Below are 19,081 nucleotides of genomic sequence, written 5' to 3' on the forward strand. Positions count from 1 at the left end.
CAGCTATTTGACGATGTTTGGCAAGATTTAGCCATTTTCAGCCCATAGAGATGACTATCGAGTGAATTGAAGACACGCCCTAGCCCAATACTGCCTTAATCTGCTCAGCCAAATCATTGGCCATCACATCACACTCTATCTCATCATCTGACTCGACCATCACTCGAATCATCGGCTCAGTGCCCGATTGACGAATCAACAGACGACCACGACCCTCTAGAGTAGCACGTGCTTTATCAAAAGCGGCGACTAACTCTTTATGCTCAAAAGGATCTTGCATGGTAGATAAGCGTACATTGACCAGCTTCTGTGGCAGTACTTCAAAGCCCTCTGTAAGGTCACTTAGGGCTTTATTTTGCGCTTGCATAACGGCCAATACTTGTAAGCTCGCAATGATCGCATCGCCCGTACGGCTCTTGTCTAAGCATAATATATGCCCAGATGGTTCGCCGCCTAGTATCCAGTCGTGAGCGGCAAGCTCTTGCATGACATAACGATCGCCTACTTTTGCACGAGTAAAGACAATACCTGCCTCCTTCAGTGCCAACTCTAGACCCATGTTAGTCATGAGCGTACCAACCACTCCTACCGCAGGCGTTTTGCCTTGAGTGGCAAGTACATACAAGATGCCGTCACCATCGACCAGCTTACCCATCTCATCGACCATCACGATACGATCACCGTCACCATCTAAGGCAATACCGACATCCGCTTCGTGCTCGAGTACGGCTTTTTGCAAGCTCTCTGGATGGGTCGAGCCGCAGTCAGCATTGATATTGATACCATCTGGCGTATTATTAATAGCAATCACGTTGGCACCAAGCTCACGCATGACTCTTGGAGCAACGCTATAGCCTGCGCCATTGGCACAATCGACAACAATAGTTAGATGAGCTAAGTCGTACTGATAAGGGAAGCTGCCTTTACAGAATTCAATATAGCGACCTTTAGCATCGTTAATTCGGTTATTTTTACCCAATTGTGCTGGATCAAGAATAGGCATGAGCACATCGCTGCCACTAGATTCACTCATAATGGCTTTTAATTTGTCATTAATCGCCGTTTGCATCTCATCGGTCAACTTTTTACCGTCAGCTGAGAAGAACTTAATGCCGTTGTCATAGTATGGATTATGAGATGCTGAGATAACGACGCCTGCATCCGCATGAAAGCTGCGGGTTAAGTGAGCGATAGCTGGCGTTGGTAATGGGCCAAGCATGTTTACATCGACCCCTGCTGCGTTAAAACCGGCCTGTAGCGCCCCTTCGATCACATAGCCTGAGAGACGAGTGTCTTTGCCGATGACCACGCTCGGCTTACGGTTAGGATTGTCATTGTTTTCTATGAGCACCAGTCCAGTCACATAACCTAACTTTAGAATAAAATCAGGGGTGATCGGTAACTCACCAAATTTTCCGCGAATACCATCAGTGCCAAAGTAGCTCATTACAAATGTTCCTCAAGTCTAAAAATGAAACGCCAGACGTACGCGCAGGCAAGGCAATAGTTATTATAATCTATTGGTGTATTTTACAAAAAAAAACAGCCAACAATGACGGGGCATTGTTGACTGTTTGTATCCTGATGTCACTGTCATGCTGTCTGTCAGTGACTATCGACGTTCTTAGGACTAAAAAGTTATTAGGATTAAGAAGTTATTAGGACTAAAGTGTTTTAATTAATCCACTCGATAGTTCGGTGCTTCTTTGGTGATTTGCACATCATGCACATGCGACTCTTTCATGCCCGCAGACGTCACCTTGATGAACTGTGGTTTGGTACGCATATCTTCAATAGTTGCACAGCCAGTATAGCCCATTGATGAACGTAAACCGCCTACCAATTGATTCACGATACCTGCCACTGGTCCTTTATAAGGAACGCGACCTTCGATGCCTTCTGGAACCAGTTTTTCTACGCCATCTTTGGCATCTTGGAAATAACGGTCTGATGAGCCATTCTGACCTGACATCGCACCTAAGCTACCCATACCGCGATATGCTTTATAATAACGACCTTGGAACAGCTCAACTTCGCCTGGGGCTTCTTCGGTACCGGCCATTAGTGAGCCAACCATGATACATGAAGCACCAGCTGCGATGGCTTTTGCCATGTCACCTGAGAAGCGAATACCACCATCAGCAATCAATGGAATACTGTCTTTCAGGGCGCTGGCGACATTATCAATGGCCGAGATTTGTGGTACACCAATACCCGCGATGATACGTGTGGTACAGATAGAGCCAGGGCCGATACCAACTTTTACCGCATCAGCGCCCGCATCACGTAACGCTAAAGCTGCATCACCGGTAGCGATGTTGCCACCGATAACTTGTACGTGAGGGAAGTTTTTCTTGATCCAAGAGACTTTTTCAATCACGCCCTTTGAATGACCATGTGCCGTATCGACCACGATAATATCGACATCAGCTGCAATCAATGCTTCAACGCGCGCTTGCGTATCTGCACCCGTACCGACAGCAGCGCCGACACGTAAGCGGCCTTGCTCATCTTTACAAGCGTTTGGGTTGTTTTCAGCTTTGGCAAAGTCATTGACCGTAATCAGACCGCGCAGACGAAAGTCTTCATCAATTACGATCACTTTTTCGATACGGTGCTCATGCAGCAATTTTTTGATATTTTCATTGCTTTCACCTTCTTGCACGGTGACTAGCTGCTCTTTTGGCGTCATGATATAGCTAACTGGTAACGACAGATTGGTCTCAAAACGCCAGTCACGATGTGTGACGATACCGACGACTTTATCCGTGCCCTTCTCTACCACAGGTACACCTGATATATTGTTGTTTTGGGTCAATCTTAATAATTCACCAATCGTCATTTCAGGATGCACAGTAATAGGATCGACTACCGTTCCTGCTTCGAATTTTTTGACGCGGCGTACTTGTGTGGCCTGCTTATCGATATCCATGCTCTTGTGCAAGATACCCAAACCACCCAGCTGTGCCATGGTGATAGCCATTTCAGACTCGGTGACGGTATCCATAGCAGCCGAGATTAGCGGCAGATTCAGTGTGATACTTTTGGTCAAACGCGTGGACAGATCGGCAGATTTTGGCAGGATTTCAGAGTAGGCTGGTAACAATAAAACGTCATCAAAGGTGAAGGCTTCATCGACAATTCGTAACATACAGACCCCTAGTGGTGGTTATTTTGATGGGTGGGATTTTCGCATTAAGACAATCATTCAAGATCACCATTATGACTTTACGACGTTCAACCCTTATTTGTTAAAGGCTTTGAATCATAGAGCTTTAGATAATAAGCAATGTACCAGTCGTTATTTATAATCAAACATTATTTGTCATCAAATAAGAACACTAGAAAACTGCTATTGATTTATCAGTGGTAAGAAAACGCAAATACTGCGCGGCCTTATCTTTAATCGCTCAGTTATCCCTTAAAAATAACGCCATATTATAACAAATAAGCAAGCAAATCGCATGCTATATTTGTCAGTGGGTTTTACCCAAAGTTGTCTATCGATAGTGAGGCTGTACATTCAATTTTTTTAAGCGTCAAACTAGGGTCTGTTGAACATTAAAATGTGGTACTGGCAGTGGCTATTTTTTAGACAATACGCAGTGAAATTTTTGACGCCTAGTCATTCTAGGTTAGACAATTTCGCCATGTATTGGCAAAAAATAGCCCTGCCCCTGCTTGTATACTTGGGGCTGATACTAAAATCACTCCAAACGTTGTTGTAAACCTAGCTAAGGTCTCGACATTATCGTCGGTTTACGCCTGATTTGATAAAAGGTTTGGGGCAATTTTAGCGATCAGCAGTCCTAATACTTGAATGTTCAACAGACCCTAATAGACATTGACTACTTTTGTCTCAATACAAGGTGCTCGGCTGGTAAATAATGCTTTTGTTCACGGTACAAATAATCAAGCATCTGCTCACGTATCTCACAGGCCAGTGTCCATGCTTCTACAGGGCCTACCGCTGAAACAGCGCCGCGCAGTTGAATGGTCTTTTCAGTCACCTCAACGACAAATATTTCAGGCTCAGTTTTATTGTCCCAAAGCTCATTGTCTTTCACCACCGAGATAAACTGCTGCCGAATGGCATTAATATCTGCACCATAATCGATATATAAGAACACAGGACAGGTCTGATGCACTTCTGTATGCGACCAGTTCTCTACCATTTCGGTGATCAATTCGCGCATCGGCACGATTAATCGACGTTCATCCCATGTTTTTAGTACCGCATAAGTGTAACGCAGGTCTTCAACGGTACTAAAGTTGCCATCCATTATCACACTGTCGCCAATTCGTACGGGCTGGGTCACTGCTACCTGTACTCCAGCAATGATGTTACCCAGTATTGGTTGAGCAGCGATACCAATGACCACGCCAGCAATGCCAGCCGAAGTCACTAAGGTTTTGCCAAAGCCTTCCATGTTGGCAAACTCACTCAGACCTATCCAAATACTGCCCAACACCATGACAAATACGAAGACGCGGCGAAATATCGATACGTAAGTGCGACGACGGCGCACTTTGTCAAACTGCTCCTCTCCTAGGTTTTCAATCTGCATATCTTGATAGCGGTTGGCAAAAAAGTTGATAACACGTATACCTAGCCACATGGCGCTAAAGACCAATCCAATCCAAATAATCGGACGTATAGAGGAAGCGACTGCATCCAGGTAAGGAAAGCCACCCGACACCAAAGTAAATACCGATGAGAAGCTGATGGTAAAGGTTAGCGGTACTGTCAGCTTATTGACCAAATCTTCCACGCTATTATGGTGGAGCGTACTCAGCCGATTGCCGGCTTTATCTTTGACATACCAATTGAGAAGCTTGCCAGCACCTTTACTGAGTAACCAGCCCACTCCCATGGTAAAAGAGAAGAAAACAAGTAATGCTAAAAACTCCCAGATGGCGATACTAAATAACTGTAATTTTGTCCACGCCGGTAAATAACGCTCAAACTTTGCAGGATGGTATTGCTCATAGAGGTTATCGATATTACCAACCGTTTGGGCAGAAAATATCCAAAAAGGCGCACTATCATCAATGCGCACACGCTCTAGATGTATGGGTACACGGCGCTCACGATAATCAATGTAACCAAGCTGAATAGAGCGTCTAGGAATGCCTTGAATACTGTTCGTGCTACCAAGCGGTGGCTCAATCAAACCGTCAGGGCGATCTGGCAATTCATCAAAAACATAGAGCTTTTTTTCAATCAACAAAAAATCAAGTTGTTTGGCCAGATCTATCGCCCGACTACGCTGTAACTTACCATCAATCAAATTCATATTGAGCGCATAAGCGGCCAAATCATATTGCTGCTTCATGACGGCTGACTGAAAAAACTCTAAGGTGGCAAGCGGCGTAGATAAATTCGGTGGTTCAGCGAGCGGTGGCAAGCCTACATTTAGTTTGTTTAAAGAATAATAGCTTTCGTTATAATCACCAGTGAGACCCGTATCTCCTTGCATTACGCCTGCTTGCTGCACTGCATCCTTGCCTAAAGGATTGACAACTTCATCTGCAATCTCCGAGACACTAATGCCTTCTTTTTTGATCTGTTCAATTTTATGTGCCGTGTAATCCGCCAAGTTTTCTGGCTTCGCAAGTACAGTATTCAGTGCATTACTTTGATTTTCGACGGCCGTATCCTGGTTGGTAGCCGCCGTCGCAGGAAGATAAAACACACTACATACCATGACCAGCATGCTGAGTAAAAGTGTCAGTCTACTATGATGGCGCACAGCACTGCCACCAATATCATAAATAGCGTTAGGTTTATCATTGACGTTTTTAACGTGTGTAGTGTCTAGAGAATGTAGGAAATTTTGCATAAGAGAAATCTTGGCCTCAGTGTGTTTCTAACCTAATGCAGTCTACAAAAAAAAGCCAGCGCAATGCTGACTTAATTTATTAGGGCGTGTCCTCATTTTAAAAATGAGGATAAAAGTGAGGTAAGTTGACGTAGTTTATGGTTGATACCATCTATGTTGAGCAAAGCACTATTAAGCACAGCATTAGGCACGGCGCCAAGTCGTACCAGCACGGCTATCTTCAAGCTCAATGCCTGCCGCTTTTAATTGCTCACGCACCTCATCGGCACGCGCAAAATCTTTATTGGCTTTAGCCTCTGCTCGCTCAATGATTAGACCATCAATAACCGCATCAGTTAACCCGTCATCTGCTTGATCACCGACGACTGCTTGTAAGAACTGTGACACTGGTTGCTGTAGTACATTTAATACCTGTGCCAAGGCTTTGAGCTGCTGCGCCCATTGCCAAACACTCGCCACGTCTTCAGCTTTGATGGCTTTATTGATATCACGGGCCAGCCCAAACAACACGCTAATTGCCGTCGAGCTATTAAAGTCATCATTCATGGCTTTAATGAAGTCTTGGCCAGCCGTGCTACTGTAAGCGTCGTTTATTAACGCCTCATTGATTACCAATGCTTCACCTTTTTGCTGTTCAGCCAGCTTTAAGGTATTGTATAATCTGCTTAGGCTATTATGCGCTTCTTCCAAGGCACTATCAGAGAAATTTACCTGACTGCGGTAATGGCTGGATAATAAGAAAAAGCGCAACGTTTCAGGATGGAAGTGCGCAATGACATCACGAATGGTGGAAAAGTTATCTAATGACTTAGACATTTTTTCGCCATCGACATTGATAAAACCAACATGCATCCAATTACGTGCATACTCACAGCCAGTCGCTGCTTCAGACTGCGCAATCTCGTTTTCATGATGCGGGAACTGTAAGTCATGACCACCGCCATGAATGTCAAAAGTATTGCCCAAGCACTTGGTCGACATCGCCGAACATTCAATATGCCAGCCTGGACGCCCTTGACCCCATGGTGACGCCCATTGTGGCTCATCAGGTTTTGCTGCTTTCCATAATACAAAATCAAACGGATTGCGCTTATCGTTCTCGACATCGACGCGCGAGCCTGCCTGCATATCATCAAGATTGCGCTTGGACAATTTGCCATAGTCAGCAAAACTATCCACGGCATAATAAACATCGCCATTGTCGCCAGCATACGCGTAGTCACCAGTAACCAACGTCTCAATCATTTGCTGCATCTCGTCGATGTGGTCAGTTGCCCGCGGCTCGGCATCAGGCGTCAAGCAGCCAAGTGCAGAGAAGTCTTCGTGCATCGCTTTAATAAAACGCTCAGTCAATACACCAATCTCTTCGCCATTTTCGGCAGCGCGCGTGATAATTTTGTCATCGATATCGGTGATATTACGCACATAATTGACGTCATAGCCCAATTGCGTCAGCCAGCGTACTGCCATATCAAAGCCAATCATCATGCGTGCATGACCAATATGACAATAATCATAAACAGTCATGCCACATACATACATACCTACTTGCCCGGCTTTGAGTGGTACAAACTGACGTTTACCGCCAGTCAGTGAATCATAAATGGCAAGCTGAGACATCGCATCGGCAAGAGGTGTGGTCATGGTATAAAAGCCTTTTAATTAGAACAAGATAGATAAATTGAGATGACGATAAAATATGAGTACCGTACTATTAGCCACCAACCGCGACTAATGAGATGATAAATTTAAAAGTTACCGCTTTATAAAAAATAATCACTTTATAAAACTTAACCCATTATCTTAGCGAAATCAGCCGGAAAATACTACAATGAGCGCACAACTAACCCTATTCAATGATAAAAACCGCTAAGGATGTAGAAATGGCCAATCGCTTGAGCAAAATATATACACGCACCGGAGATGATGGTAGTACCGGTATGGCAGATGGCAGCCGCGTGAGTAAAGCCGACAACCTATTTAGCGTGATGGGTGATATCGATGAGCTCAACTCACACATCGGTCTGGTACGCGCGCACTTGGCACAAGCTGCCCATAATAATGAAAACGCAAATCAACAGCAGTTGCCTGAACGCTTACAACAGCAAAAGGAATTAGACTTTGCTCAAGCCTTAGTCATTATTCAGCATTTATTATTTAATATCGGTGGCGAGTTGGCCATGCCAGAATATGAAGGTGTCAATGCCACTCATATCGAATGGTTGGAGCAACAAATTGACGCGATGAACACGACCTTACCACCGTTAAAAGACTTTATTCTACCGACAGGCTCACTATTGGTCAGTCAGCTGCATATAGCGCGTACTGTTTGTCGCCGTGCTGAGCGCCAAGCGGTACTCTTACAGCAACAACGTCCACCAGCCATTCGCGGTACTGCGATTAGCTTTATAAATCGCTTATCTGATTGGTTATTCGTCGCGGCGCGTTTTTGCACCGATCCTGCCCAAGTCTCTGAAGTGCTGTGGGACAGTCAGGTCTTGCAAAATTTCACTAATGATAAATAATCACTCACAACACAACACAGCACAGCACAGCACAGCGATATGAGGCTATATGCCACTCTATCGATAAGCCAATAGCTCATATAGAAAAGCCCGCAGCGTAAAAGTTGCGGGCTTTTTTGAGATGCTATTAGCAACTGCTTCGTCTTGACGACTTAATATGTAGCGCTATCATCTTCGACGATGACCATATCAATGCTGTCATCATTAGGCACTAACTTTGGCGTTGTTTGTGTTGCTGGCTTTTTGGCGTCAGCACTTGCCGCGGCGGCTTGGTTGTTTTCTGTAGCGCTACTCTGACTGTTGCTTTGGCTACTGCTTGGATTATTAATGGTCGGCGGCGTAGCAGGCTCTACTGGACGAACAGGGGCGGTTGGCGTCACTATTCTTGGCTGACGGGTTGGCGCTGATTGATCGTTGTTATTGTTCTGTGCAGCGTCACGGCGACTTTCAGCCTGTTGAGCGCGCTGCTCATCAACCGCTGACTTAAACACCGAGCCTGCCATCACATCTGCCACAACAGTCAATAGTGCCGGTTGTCCAGCAATACGGGTACGAACTTGACCACCTTGAGTGCCGACGACATACGTAAAAGCGTCGTCAACGAGCATATTATTATTGATACGAATATTGTTTTGCGCTAATCGAGACTGCAAGCTTGGTTGGTTACCAGCCGCTTGTACTTGACTTGCTTGATATAAGTCTTCGCTTGGCAAAGTCATACTAACGCTTGCCTGACAAGTCGTCATACCATTGTTATTGGCTTCTTGTAAGATCGCAGCATTTTGCACATCGATAATAATGCCATTGATTTTGTCAGTGACAACACCACCGTTTAGACTGATTTCTGCCTCATTGGCATAATTGGCAGCCAACGTTTGGGCTTGCTGATTGAGCGTGTTTTTCAGCGTGGATTTCAAGCGATCTTGTACCAGCGGATCATCACAACTGACGGCAGGAGCAATTACGTTATCGTCAGTCACTGGTTGATCTGCCGTTGCTGCTGTCGTTTCAGCGCTATCGTCCTTATCTGAGCGATCACAACCTGTCACGGCCAAACCACATATCAGACTAATACCCGCAACGTGCTGCCATTTGATCCACTTGCTTTTTGCTACGCTCATACTCAATTTACTCCCAATTTACTAATGCTTACCGCCTGCGATGGACGGTATTTGACATTCAGATCGCAACATTTGCCGCGATAGATTTGAAAATCAGATTATTATACGGTGTTTGAATAGGATGGTCATTAGTGTAACTCCCTACTGTACAAATAATGTCCAACATTGTGCCCAAAACCTATGTTTGGTTGCAAAAACATAACAAATACATACTTATATCATCGCTAATAATTTTTAAACAACGGTTTACTTCTAGCGGGAAATTGCAATAAACCTTTTTTGAAACGACTTTCAAATATCAACTTACTTTTTTATATTGCCACTCTCTACAGCAACACCTGAGCAAAAACTATTTTGCAAATTTCGTTAGATTCTGTCGGTTGGACGCTATATCATTACTCGTAAAAATAGCCGACAGTTCCTCATTATGATAAATCTTAACAACACGCTTTTGCTCGGTCATCGCGGTGCACGCGGTGAAGCAGTCGAGAACACCTTGGCAGGTTTTGAGCATGCGCAGCATTTACAGGCACGGGGTTTAGCGGGGGTTGAGTTTGATGTTCAGCTAAGTGCTGATGGACAATTGGTTGTGTTCCATGACGATAACTTAGAACGCATGTGTGGTCAGCAATCGCATATCGACCAGTTAACGCTCGCTGAGATTAAACGCTACTGGCAGTATGGATATCCAGTCATGACCTTAGCGTGCGCTTATGATGTACTGACCAATTTTCGCTATATCGAGCTTGAGATAAAAACCCATGAGCGTACCAATTATAGGCAGTTGGTTAACGCACTAGCACGCAACCTCATTGACACACCACTTGCCAGCTTACCTATTGTCCTTACTAGCTTTGATGTTGAGCTGCATGCTCGCTTGCAACGTCATCCGCTATTGATGCATACCCCACGCGGCTTGCTTATTCGCACACCTGACGCCTTGGCAACGGCGCCCAATACCGCATTGCAACTGGGCTGTAGTCGACTGGGTATCCACTACCCGCTCCTAACCCAGTCCGTCATTAAAAATAGCCATCGTTATGGTTTACCTGTTAGTGCGTGGACGGTCAACGACATCGATACCATTAAATCACTAATAACGTGGCAGGTTGATGTAATTATTACGGATTTCCCAACCCACCTATTGGTACACTAACGGTCCGACACCCCTCTTGAAAAAACCTCACACCCCCTACATATCTATCGTGCTACTTACACTTTTACGCTATGCCTGATAAGTCACCGGTTATTTACAGCAATGAATACTATAATTGATACAAGTTATTGTTATTTAGCAATATTTTTATAGTGTATAAGTGTTCACTTTACTTAGTTTTTAAGGTACTATGGTGTCTTAAATTAATACCGTTAGGGATATTATATGATTGCAAAAAAAGCACTTGGCTTACCGCTTAAAGGCTTACGTTTCGCTATCAAATCTGGCGACACGCTTGTAAAAACTGCCAGCACTCAAGTAACGCGTTTTAAAACTCGTTTTGACGAAAAAAAGGCGCAAGCTGCTTTTGATGAGCAACCTGTAGCAAAACGCAACTATGCGACAGATTCTGCACAAACTGACGTTTCTACAGAAGAGCAAAGCATTGATATGCGTGAGTTTGAGTTCACAAAAGCGCCGATCAACTGGATTCCAGCGACTATCTTGGTAGCCACACCAATTGCTGCCGCTATTATTACGCCATGGTATTTATTTACGCATGATGTGAGCGCGCCTGTTTGGGGCGTATTTGGTGCCTTTATGGTATGGACGGGCATGAGTATCACAACTGGTTACCATCGTCTATTGGCGCATCGTGCTTATAAAGCGCATCCAATTGTCAAAAACTTCTTGTTGCTTGGCTCAACCCTAGCGGTGCAAGGCTCTGCGTTTGACTGGGTGTCTGGCCATCGTACTCACCATCGCCATGTAGACGATCGTTTGGATGATCCATATTCAGCAAAGCGTGGGTTTTGGTTCAGCCATATTGGTTGGATGCTACGCAACTACCCTAGCGGCAAGTTTGACTATAAAAACATCCCTGACTTGACCAAAGACAGAACGTTACAGATTCAGCATAAATACTACGGTCTATGGGTCGTTGCCTTGAACGTTGGTATGGTCGCTGCTATTGGTTGGTTATTGGGTGATGTTTGGGGTACGCTGGTTATAGCTGGTTTGCTACGCTTAGTATTGACGCATCACTTTACGTTCTTTATCAACTCGCTATGCCATATGTTTGGTAGCCGTCCTTATACGGATACTAATACAGCCCGTGATAACTTCTTCTTAGCCATCTTTACATGGGGTGAGGGTTATCATAACTATCATCACTTCTTCCAATACGATTATCGTAATGGCGTGAAATGGTGGCAGTATGATCCAACCAAATGGTTGATTGTAGGTTTATCGAAGCTTGGTCTGACAACAGATCTACGTACAGTCGATGACACGACCATCAAGTATGCTGAAGTGCAAATGCAGTTTAAGGCAGCACAACAGAAAATTGATACAGCAACCGTTGGCGGCATTGATCTACCTCATGCAATGAAAAGCTTCCAAGATCGTATTAAGTTTGAATTTGATGCGTTCACCCAGACAGTAGAAGAATGGCAGGCACTAAAAGCCAAGACTATTGAGATGAAAAAGACAGAGTTTGCGGATCGCTTGCATGAAGCTGAAGATATACTGAAAAATGACTATGCTAAGATTGAACAAAAAATCCTTGAGCATAATAGCAATTTAAAGACGGCATTTCGCTCTATTGGTCATAACGCCAAAGCGGCTTAAACGTTAACAGTAATCTGACTTTTCTATTTTGACTTTTTTCCTTCCCTTTATCTGTAATAGATAGAGGGATTTTTTTATCTAACGTTTATTCACAGCACTTATTTATGAGATTTATGGAGTCGGACAGGATTCATCAGACAGTCTTGAGAGGCGCAGATTACAAGAGATGGACAGAGTGAAACGCTGCAATGGTAAGGCTATGCTATAGTAAGCAAGTCACTAAAATAAGTCACTTACTTTATAATTCGATGGGAAAGCCTTGCATGCGCTATCAAAACACCTACGTCAATCTAGACACACGTCTTTATCATAAACAGTCTCCTACGCCACTAGACAATCCACGGATTGGTCACTTCAATATGCAGGTGGCACAGCAATTGGGCTGGGCAGACGATGAAGACTTAATGGCACGCTGGGTTGATATACTCGGTGGTCAATACCTGCCAGCAGATTTTGAACCGTTAGCCATGGCTTATGCGGGTCATCAGTTCGGGCAATGGGCCGGTCAATTGGGTGATGGGCGCGGCTTACTCATGGCACAAGTGCTCGATAGTAATAATCAACCGCAAGACTTACATCTCAAAGGTATCGGCCTGACGCCTTATTCACGGATGGGCGATGGACGCGCGGTGTTACGCAGTACCATTCGGGAATATTTATGTGGTCACGCCCTCACCCAGCTTGGTATTCCTTCATCCAATGCCTTGGGCTTTGTGGTCTCAGACACTCGGGTACGCCGTGAGCGCATAGAAGCTAGTGCGGCATTGATGCGCGTGGCTGACAGTCATATTCGATTGGGTCATGTCGAGTGGATTGCCAGCTTCGCTCCTGATTTACTCAGTGAGTTTACTGACTATATGATTGACACTTACTATCCAAAGTGTCGCCAAAGCGAGACTCCAGTATTGGCGTTTTTGACCGCAGTGGTTGAGCGTACCGCGCGGATGATTGCCGACTGGCAGCTGATTGGCTTCGCCCATGGCGTGATGAATACAGATAACTTATCTATCACGGGCAGTACCTTGGACTTTGGGCCGTTTGGCTTTATGGAGCGCTTCAATCCTGCATGGATTAATAATCACTCAGACCATACTGGGCGTTACGCTTATCAGAATCAGCCCGCTATCGGACATTGGAATCTAAATACTTGGCTACCACATTTCATGCGCTTAGAGGGAGTAACACGTGAGACGCTGGCTGACTGTTTGGCACCTTACGAGGCGACCTTTATGCAGCACTATCAGCAAGGGCTATGCCGCAAGCTTGGCCTACCGCACCAAAGAGAAAGCCTCAGCTTGGCCTTTGAATGGTTGACACTATTAGAAGACAACTTGCTTGACTACACCAATAGTTTCCGCGCCCTACTCGGTTTGGTCGCACCAGCAGATTATCCTTATGAGCAAAAGCTGCTGGCTACTATGACCACTGAATTAAGCAGTGATGCGCAGCAAGTATGGCAAGACTGGTCAGCACGTTATCTGGCACAGATCGAGCAGCTGCCACTTGAACAGACAATTAATGAAATGACAACTAATAATCCTGTCTATGTATTGCGTAACAGCATGGCTCAGCGTGCCATTACCGCCGCTGAACAAGGTCAATTCGAGGAAGTTAATCGTGTATTCGAGCTACTTGCCAATCCTTATGATGTCCAAGCTATCGCTACCGATTTAGATAGTGCGCCGCCTGCACCTCACGCACCGCAAATGCCCATTAGCTGCTCGTCTTAATAGATCTACTGTTCGATAGTATTTTAAAACATTATAAAATTAAGGTTGATATTTGGCTCTGTTCTTTGGCATTATCAACCAGCTAAATAATGAATATCATTTTATTATATTGTTCGGACAATTCACGGCTATTGACTAGGCGCGAATTGTCAATAGTGCTAGAATAACTATTTTGCAAAATTGCTTTTTTCGCTGCAATCTAAGCGCCAACCATTACCTTTTTATCGATCATTACCTTTTTTAGTGTAACTGTGCCCTCTTCTTATCATATCTTATGGTTTTTTGAGGGTTCGGCGTTAGTTTTTTATCACCATTTAATCTATTCCAATTTATTCCAACCATGGCAATTATTATGAATGACGATATCACTTTGAATACGGATAACCCTAATACGGAAAAAGAGCAGTTTGAACAAGCTGCCCTCCATTACCATGAGTTTCCAAGACCAGGTAAAATCTCAGTTACCCCTATCAAGCAATTGGCCAACCAACGCGACCTAGCACTTGCCTACTCTCCAGGTGTTGCTGTACCGTGTCTTGAAATTCAAAGAGACCCAGCGTTAGCAGCCAAATATACAGCGCGTAGCAATTTGGTCGGTGTCATCACCAATGGTACTGCCGTACTAGGTTTAGGTAATATCGGCCCGTTGGCGTCAAAACCAGTCATGGAAGGTAAAGGGGTTCTGTTCAAAAAGTTTGCGGGTATTGATGTTTTTGATATTGAAATTGCCCAAAATGATCCAGACAAATTTATTGAAGCCGTCGCTTCTCTTGAGCCAACATTTGGCGGTATCAACCTAGAAGACATCAAAGCACCAGAATGCTTCAAAATCGAACGTGAATTGCGTAAGCGCATGAACATTCCCGTATTCCATGACGATCAACATGGCACCTCAATCATTGTTGCCGCAGCCATGCTAAACGCTCTGTTGATTACTGGCAAAAAGATTGAAGAGATTAAAATTGTTTGTTCAGGCGCGGGTGCAGCAGCCATTTCTTGCTTAGATATCATTTGCGCCCTTGGTGTTAATAAGAACAACATTATTGTTTCAGATTCACGCGGTATTATCAGTACTAGCCGTGAAAACCTTGATGAGACCAAACAGCGCTATGCTCGTGATATCACGGCCACTGCTATTGAAGAAGTCATGGATAATGTTGATATGTTCCTAGGCCTATCAATGCCAGGTACACTATCAGAAGATATGGTACGCCGTATGGCAAAAGACCCTATCGTCTTTGCACTTGCCAACCCAACACCTGAAATCATGCCAGAATTGGCACATGCGGTACGTCCAGACGTCATCATGGCAACTGGTCGTTCAGACTATCCAAACCAAGTAAACAACGCGCTATGCTTCCCGTACATCTTCCGCGGTGCATTGGATGTTGGCGCAACGACCGTCAACGAAGAGATGAAAGTCGCTTGCGTAAAAGCAATCGCTGCGATGGCACACGTCGAAGCTACTCCAACTACCAGCGCTAGAAACATCGAAAAGATGCAGAGTTTTGGTCGTGACTACTTAATCCCAGGCCCTCTAGAGCCAAATCTAATCATTGAGATTGCCTCTGCTGTTGCCAAAGCAGCAATGGATTCAGGCGTTGCCACGCTACCTATCGATGACATGCAAGCATATCGTCAGCGTCTGTCTGAGTTTGTTTATAACTCAGCGTTTGTGATGAAGCCAATCTTTGCTCGTGCTAAAGCTGATCCAAAACGTATTGTGTATTGTGAAGGTGAAGACAACAATATCTTGCTCGCTGTGCAAGTCGTCGTGGATGAGAAGCTAGCACAACCTATCTTGGTTGGTCGCCCTTCAGTTATCGAAGCCAATATCAAAAAACTGGGCCTACGTCTAAAAGATGGCGAGAATATTACCATCGTCAACGTTGATGACGATCCTCGCTACAAAGACTACTGGCAGGGCTACTACGAGAAGAACAAACGCCGCGGTGTAAGCATTGAGCTTGCTCGTCGTGATGTTCGCCGTAAGACGACTCTGATTGGTTCTTTGCTAGTCGAAAATGGTGCGGCAGATGGCATGGTATGTGGTACATTTGGCCATTATCAATTGCATCTAAAATACGTTGAAAGCGTCATTGGTAAAAAAGAAGGTATGAACGACTTTTATGCGATGAATGCCGTATTGATGCAAGATCGTAACATTTTCATCGCGGATACCTATATCCACGAAGATCCAACGGCTGAACAGTTGGCTGAAATGACGGTCTTGGCAACTGATCAGTTACGTCGTTTTGGTATCACGCCACGTGTCGCACTAGTTTCTCATGCTAACTTTGGTGCTTCAAACCGTGCCAGCGCTGTCAAAATGCGTAAGGTTCATGAGCTACTAACCAATATGAATGTCGACTTTGAATTTGAAGGCGAAATGCAAGGTGACGCCGCGCTGAATGAGCATATCCGTCTAAACGACATGCCATCAAGTCCGTTAAAAGGTGCAGCGAACTTGCTCATCTTGCCAACACTTGATGCATCAAACATCGCTTTCAACCTGCTTAAAACCGCAACTGGCAGTGCTTCTATTGGCCCTATCCTATTAGGTACTAATAAGCCAGTGCATATTTTGACGCCATCAGCGACAGCACGTGGTATCGTCAACATGACTGCACTGACCGTTACTGAAGCTCAGGATTTAGAGAACGAAGCTCAGAAATAGCTCAACGATAGTATGAGTGTGTTATTAGCACCATCACTGTAATTTATTTATGGAGATGGTCTGCTATACTAAAACCAGTCAGTGCTTTATTAAAAGCGCTGACTGGTTTTTTTGTCAATCACCCTTTCACTAGTGTCAATTAAGTCAATAAATAGGAACTATTATGCAAGTTTATCTCGTCGGCGGCGCAGTACGCGATCGATTGCTAGATCGTCCTATTAAAGACAAAGACTTCGTTGTCGTTGGGGCGACAGTAGCAGAGATGATTGCTGCTGGATTTCAACAAGTCGGCGCAGATTTCCCTGTGTTTTTGCATCCTACCAGTCATGAAGAGTATGCGCTAGCACGTACCGAACGCAAGCAAGGACGAGGCTATCAGGGCTTTAGTGTCCATGCCAGCCCTGAAGTGACGCTGTTGGAAGATTTGCAACGACGCGACTTAACTGTCAATGCCATGGCAATCGAAGTCACGAGCCTCACTGACGACACTCCTATCAGTGGCGAAGTAGTCGATTATTATGGTGGACTGAGTGACATAAAAAGCAAAACCCTACGCCATGTCTCCAGCGCTTTTAACGAAGATCCATTACGAGTGCTTAGAACGGCGCGCTTTTATGGGCGTTATTATGACTTAGGCTTTACGATTGCTGATGAGACCTTGGCATTGATGCGCCAGTTGGTCAGCTCAGGCGAACTGTCGCATTTGAGTAGTGAGCGCATTTGGCAAGAATCGAGCCGCGCAATGATGCAGGTCTCTCCTCAGGTATACTGGCAGCAATTGTTCGAAATCGATGCTTTAACAGAATACTTTGCGCCCTTACATCAGACGTGGAGCGCTAATGGTCACATACGAGAGACTGTACAGACCGCGCTGTATTTCGCGGGTCAAATGCAATTAAATCTATCACAACGCTGGGCGTTATTACTGTCCAGTCTTAATCCAGCGTTATTTGGTTTAACACCCAGTGAAACGATGCCTGCCACAAAAGCTATTACTGAAATAGGCAACGCCGCTAAAGTACCAAAAGCTCAAACTCAGTTTGCGACTTTATTCGTGCAGCAAGGCGAAAAATTAAAACGTATAAATGAGCTTAGCGCGAGTGAAAAAATAGACCTTATCCAATCCTGTAGCGCCCATAAAGAGCCTGATAAGCTCTCGCAACTGCTAGTGACCAGCCACGTGTTACAGCTCGCCTCTCAGCACCGTGAGATGATGCTAGCCTTAGACAGCTTCCATGCTATCGGTGTCAAAGATATCGAATCAGACCTCAAAGGTCCAGCGATTGGTGCTGCATTGCGACAAGCCAGAATTGAACACTTACAAGCGCACGATATGTCTTTAACACCCTCTGAAAAGATGGCTTAAAAATCACTCTCAAATGTCTACTAAAACTTAACTATGAATCAAAAAATTAACACCTCTCTAGCAGAAAATACCGTTGCACCAGTGATACTCGTGACTGGCAGCGCTAAGCGTATCGGTGCCGCCATTATCACAGCCGCACACCGTCAAGGCTACCGTGTCATTATCCATTGTCATCATAGTGAGCAAGAAGCCAATACCCTAGCCGATGAGCTCAATGAAAATCGAGCCGATAGTGCCTTGGTAATCGTCGCTGATTTAGCAATCGTTAATGAAAGCCGTACTCTTAGCCAGTTCATCCAAAATATCATGGAAAGTTTTGGTCAGCTTGATGTGCTAGTACATAATGCCTCACGGTTTTATCCGAGTGCGCTTGGTAGTATCGAAAAAGCACAATGGGACGAATTGTTTTTGACCAATGCAAAAGCGCCCTTACTATTAAGCCAAGCGTTATATCCGTATCTGAAAGCACGGCAAGGTTGCATCATTAGCCTACTCGATATCCATGCGCACAATAAACCATTCAGCACTTATACCGTCTATAACATGGCAAAGGCTGCACATCGGATGATGGTACAATCTCTCGCACTCGATATGGCACCTGATGTGCGCGTCAATGGTGTTGCCCCTGGGGTCAATATTTTACCTGAGACTGATAGCGACCAAGCGCTTGATAATGAGCAACAACACAGCATTATCGACTCTATTCCTATGCAAAGAATAGGCAAACCAGCTGACATTGCACATTGCGTGCTCTATTTGGCTGGCGCAAGTTATGTGACTGGCGAGATTATCGCGGTTGATGGCGGGCGTAGTTTGACCTTGGCTGGTGGCAGTTATTAACAAGTCATCAAATACTCTGCGCTACTTGTTAACTTTTACTTGAAAAATTCAAAAAATAAGGTATCATTGTCCGTCTAGCGTTAGGGCCCATAGCTCAGTTGGTTAGAGCAGAGGACTCATAATCCTTTGGTCGTAGGTTCAAGTCCTACTGGGCCCACCAAATTTATAGTGCAAAAAGAAATCAGGCTTGTTCG

At 44.8% G+C, this 19,081-nt stretch carries 12 protein-coding genes and 1 tRNA gene; 8 read left to right on the forward strand and 5 right to left on the reverse strand.

Going from position 1 to position 19,081, the window contains the following annotated elements; all coding sequences use genetic code 11:
• Positions 1 to 79: 79 nt before the first annotated feature.
• From glmM to cysS, 4 genes are all read right to left on the reverse strand, one after another.
• Positions 80 to 1,447: a phosphoglucosamine mutase gene (glmM, locus tag IOD06_RS06105; protein ID WP_194619953.1), complete on the reverse strand. Its 1,368-nt coding sequence runs from the start codon at positions 1,445 to 1,447 to the stop codon at positions 80 to 82.
• 231 nt (positions 1,448 to 1,678) lie between these two features.
• Positions 1,679 to 3,151, reverse strand: a complete 1,473-nt coding sequence (guaB, locus tag IOD06_RS06110; RefSeq protein ID WP_189584734.1) for an IMP dehydrogenase — start codon at positions 3,149 to 3,151, stop codon at positions 1,679 to 1,681.
• A 697-nt stretch (positions 3,152 to 3,848) separates the two neighbouring features.
• The gene (locus tag IOD06_RS06115) at positions 3,849 to 5,843 is read right to left on the reverse strand and encodes a mechanosensitive ion channel family protein (protein WP_194619955.1); all 1,995 of its coding nucleotides are present in this window, start codon (positions 5,841 to 5,843) and stop codon (positions 3,849 to 3,851) included.
• Between the two features lie 183 nt (positions 5,844 to 6,026).
• Positions 6,027 to 7,487, reverse strand: a complete 1,461-nt coding sequence (gene cysS / locus IOD06_RS06120; protein WP_194619957.1) for a cysteine--tRNA ligase — start codon at positions 7,485 to 7,487, stop codon at positions 6,027 to 6,029.
• Positions 7,488 to 7,726: 239 nt separating this feature from the next.
• Between cysS and IOD06_RS06125 the strand changes: the two genes are divergently transcribed.
• On the forward strand, positions 7,727 to 8,368 hold the full coding sequence (locus IOD06_RS06125; protein WP_194619959.1) for a cob(I)yrinic acid a,c-diamide adenosyltransferase: 642 nt from the start codon (positions 7,727 to 7,729) through the stop codon (positions 8,366 to 8,368).
• 152 nt (positions 8,369 to 8,520) lie between these two features.
• Here IOD06_RS06125 and IOD06_RS06130 read toward each other — a convergent pair whose 3' ends face one another.
• Positions 8,521 to 9,489 carry a hypothetical protein gene (locus IOD06_RS06130; RefSeq protein WP_194619961.1) on the reverse strand — a complete coding sequence of 323 codons (969 nt, stop codon included), beginning with the start codon at positions 9,487 to 9,489 and terminating at the stop codon, positions 8,521 to 8,523.
• A gap of 427 nt (positions 9,490 to 9,916) precedes the next feature.
• Here IOD06_RS06130 and IOD06_RS06135 point away from each other — a divergent pair, with 427 nt between their 5' ends.
• From IOD06_RS06135 to IOD06_RS06165, 7 genes are all read left to right on the forward strand, one after another.
• Positions 9,917 to 10,645 (forward strand): glycerophosphodiester phosphodiesterase, encoded by a 729-nt coding sequence (locus IOD06_RS06135; protein WP_194619964.1) that lies wholly within the window; start codon positions 9,917 to 9,919, stop codon positions 10,643 to 10,645.
• Positions 10,646 to 11,095: 450 nt separating this feature from the next.
• Complete coding sequence (locus IOD06_RS06140; RefSeq protein WP_194620425.1) at positions 11,096 to 12,274, forward strand: fatty acid desaturase; 1,179 nt, start codon at positions 11,096 to 11,098, stop codon at positions 12,272 to 12,274.
• A gap of 263 nt (positions 12,275 to 12,537) precedes the next feature.
• A complete protein-coding gene (locus IOD06_RS06145) occupies positions 12,538 to 14,004 on the forward strand; it encodes a YdiU family protein (protein ID WP_194619965.1) in 1,467 nt (488 codons plus the stop codon).
• 352 nt (positions 14,005 to 14,356) lie between these two features.
• On the forward strand, positions 14,357 to 16,681 hold the full coding sequence (locus IOD06_RS06150) for an NADP-dependent malic enzyme (RefSeq protein WP_194619967.1): 2,325 nt from the start codon (positions 14,357 to 14,359) through the stop codon (positions 16,679 to 16,681).
• Between the two features lie 163 nt (positions 16,682 to 16,844).
• Positions 16,845 to 18,047, forward strand: coding sequence for a tRNA nucleotidyltransferase (locus tag IOD06_RS06155; protein WP_194619969.1), 1,203 nt, complete (start codon positions 16,845 to 16,847; stop codon positions 18,045 to 18,047).
• Positions 18,048 to 18,080: 33 nt separating this feature from the next.
• On the forward strand, positions 18,081 to 18,887 hold the full coding sequence (locus tag IOD06_RS06160) for a pteridine reductase (protein WP_194619970.1): 807 nt from the start codon (positions 18,081 to 18,083) through the stop codon (positions 18,885 to 18,887).
• 83 nt (positions 18,888 to 18,970) lie between these two features.
• Positions 18,971 to 19,047: transfer RNA gene (locus tag IOD06_RS06165), tRNA-Ile, on the forward strand.
• Positions 19,048 to 19,081: the final 34 nt, after the last annotated feature.

Origin of the sequence: Psychrobacter sp. N25K4-3-2, from assembly GCF_015351755.1 — a bacterium.
Lineage (GTDB): Bacteria > Pseudomonadota > Gammaproteobacteria > Pseudomonadales > Moraxellaceae > Psychrobacter > Psychrobacter glaciei.

Bases quoted from the DNA above. Each gene is read 5' to 3' on its own strand.
- IOD06_RS06135 (WP_194619964.1), top strand. From the start codon at position 9,917: ATGATAAATCTTAACAACACGCTTTTGCTCGGTCATCGCGGTGCACGC.
- IOD06_RS06145 (WP_194619965.1), top strand. From the start codon at position 12,538: ATGCGCTATCAAAACACCTACGTCAATCTAGACACACGTCTTTATCAT.
- IOD06_RS06150 (WP_194619967.1), top strand. From the start codon at position 14,357: ATGAATGACGATATCACTTTGAATACGGATAACCCTAATACGGAAAAA.
- cysS (WP_194619957.1), bottom strand. From the start codon at position 7,487: ATGACCACACCTCTTGCCGATGCGATGTCTCAGCTTGCCATTTATGAT.
- IOD06_RS06155 (WP_194619969.1), top strand. From the start codon at position 16,845: ATGCAAGTTTATCTCGTCGGCGGCGCAGTACGCGATCGATTGCTAGAT.
- IOD06_RS06125 (WP_194619959.1), top strand. From the start codon at position 7,727: ATGGCCAATCGCTTGAGCAAAATATATACACGCACCGGAGATGATGGT.
- IOD06_RS06115 (WP_194619955.1), bottom strand. From the start codon at position 5,843: ATGCAAAATTTCCTACATTCTCTAGACACTACACACGTTAAAAACGTC.
- guaB (WP_189584734.1), bottom strand. From the start codon at position 3,151: ATGTTACGAATTGTCGATGAAGCCTTCACCTTTGATGACGTTTTATTG.
- IOD06_RS06160 (WP_194619970.1), top strand. From the start codon at position 18,081: ATGAATCAAAAAATTAACACCTCTCTAGCAGAAAATACCGTTGCACCA.
- IOD06_RS06130 (WP_194619961.1), bottom strand. From the start codon at position 9,489: ATGAGCGTAGCAAAAAGCAAGTGGATCAAATGGCAGCACGTTGCGGGT.
- IOD06_RS06140 (WP_194620425.1), top strand. From the start codon at position 11,096: ATGCGTGAGTTTGAGTTCACAAAAGCGCCGATCAACTGGATTCCAGCG.
- glmM (WP_194619953.1), bottom strand. From the start codon at position 1,447: ATGAGCTACTTTGGCACTGATGGTATTCGCGGAAAATTTGGTGAGTTA.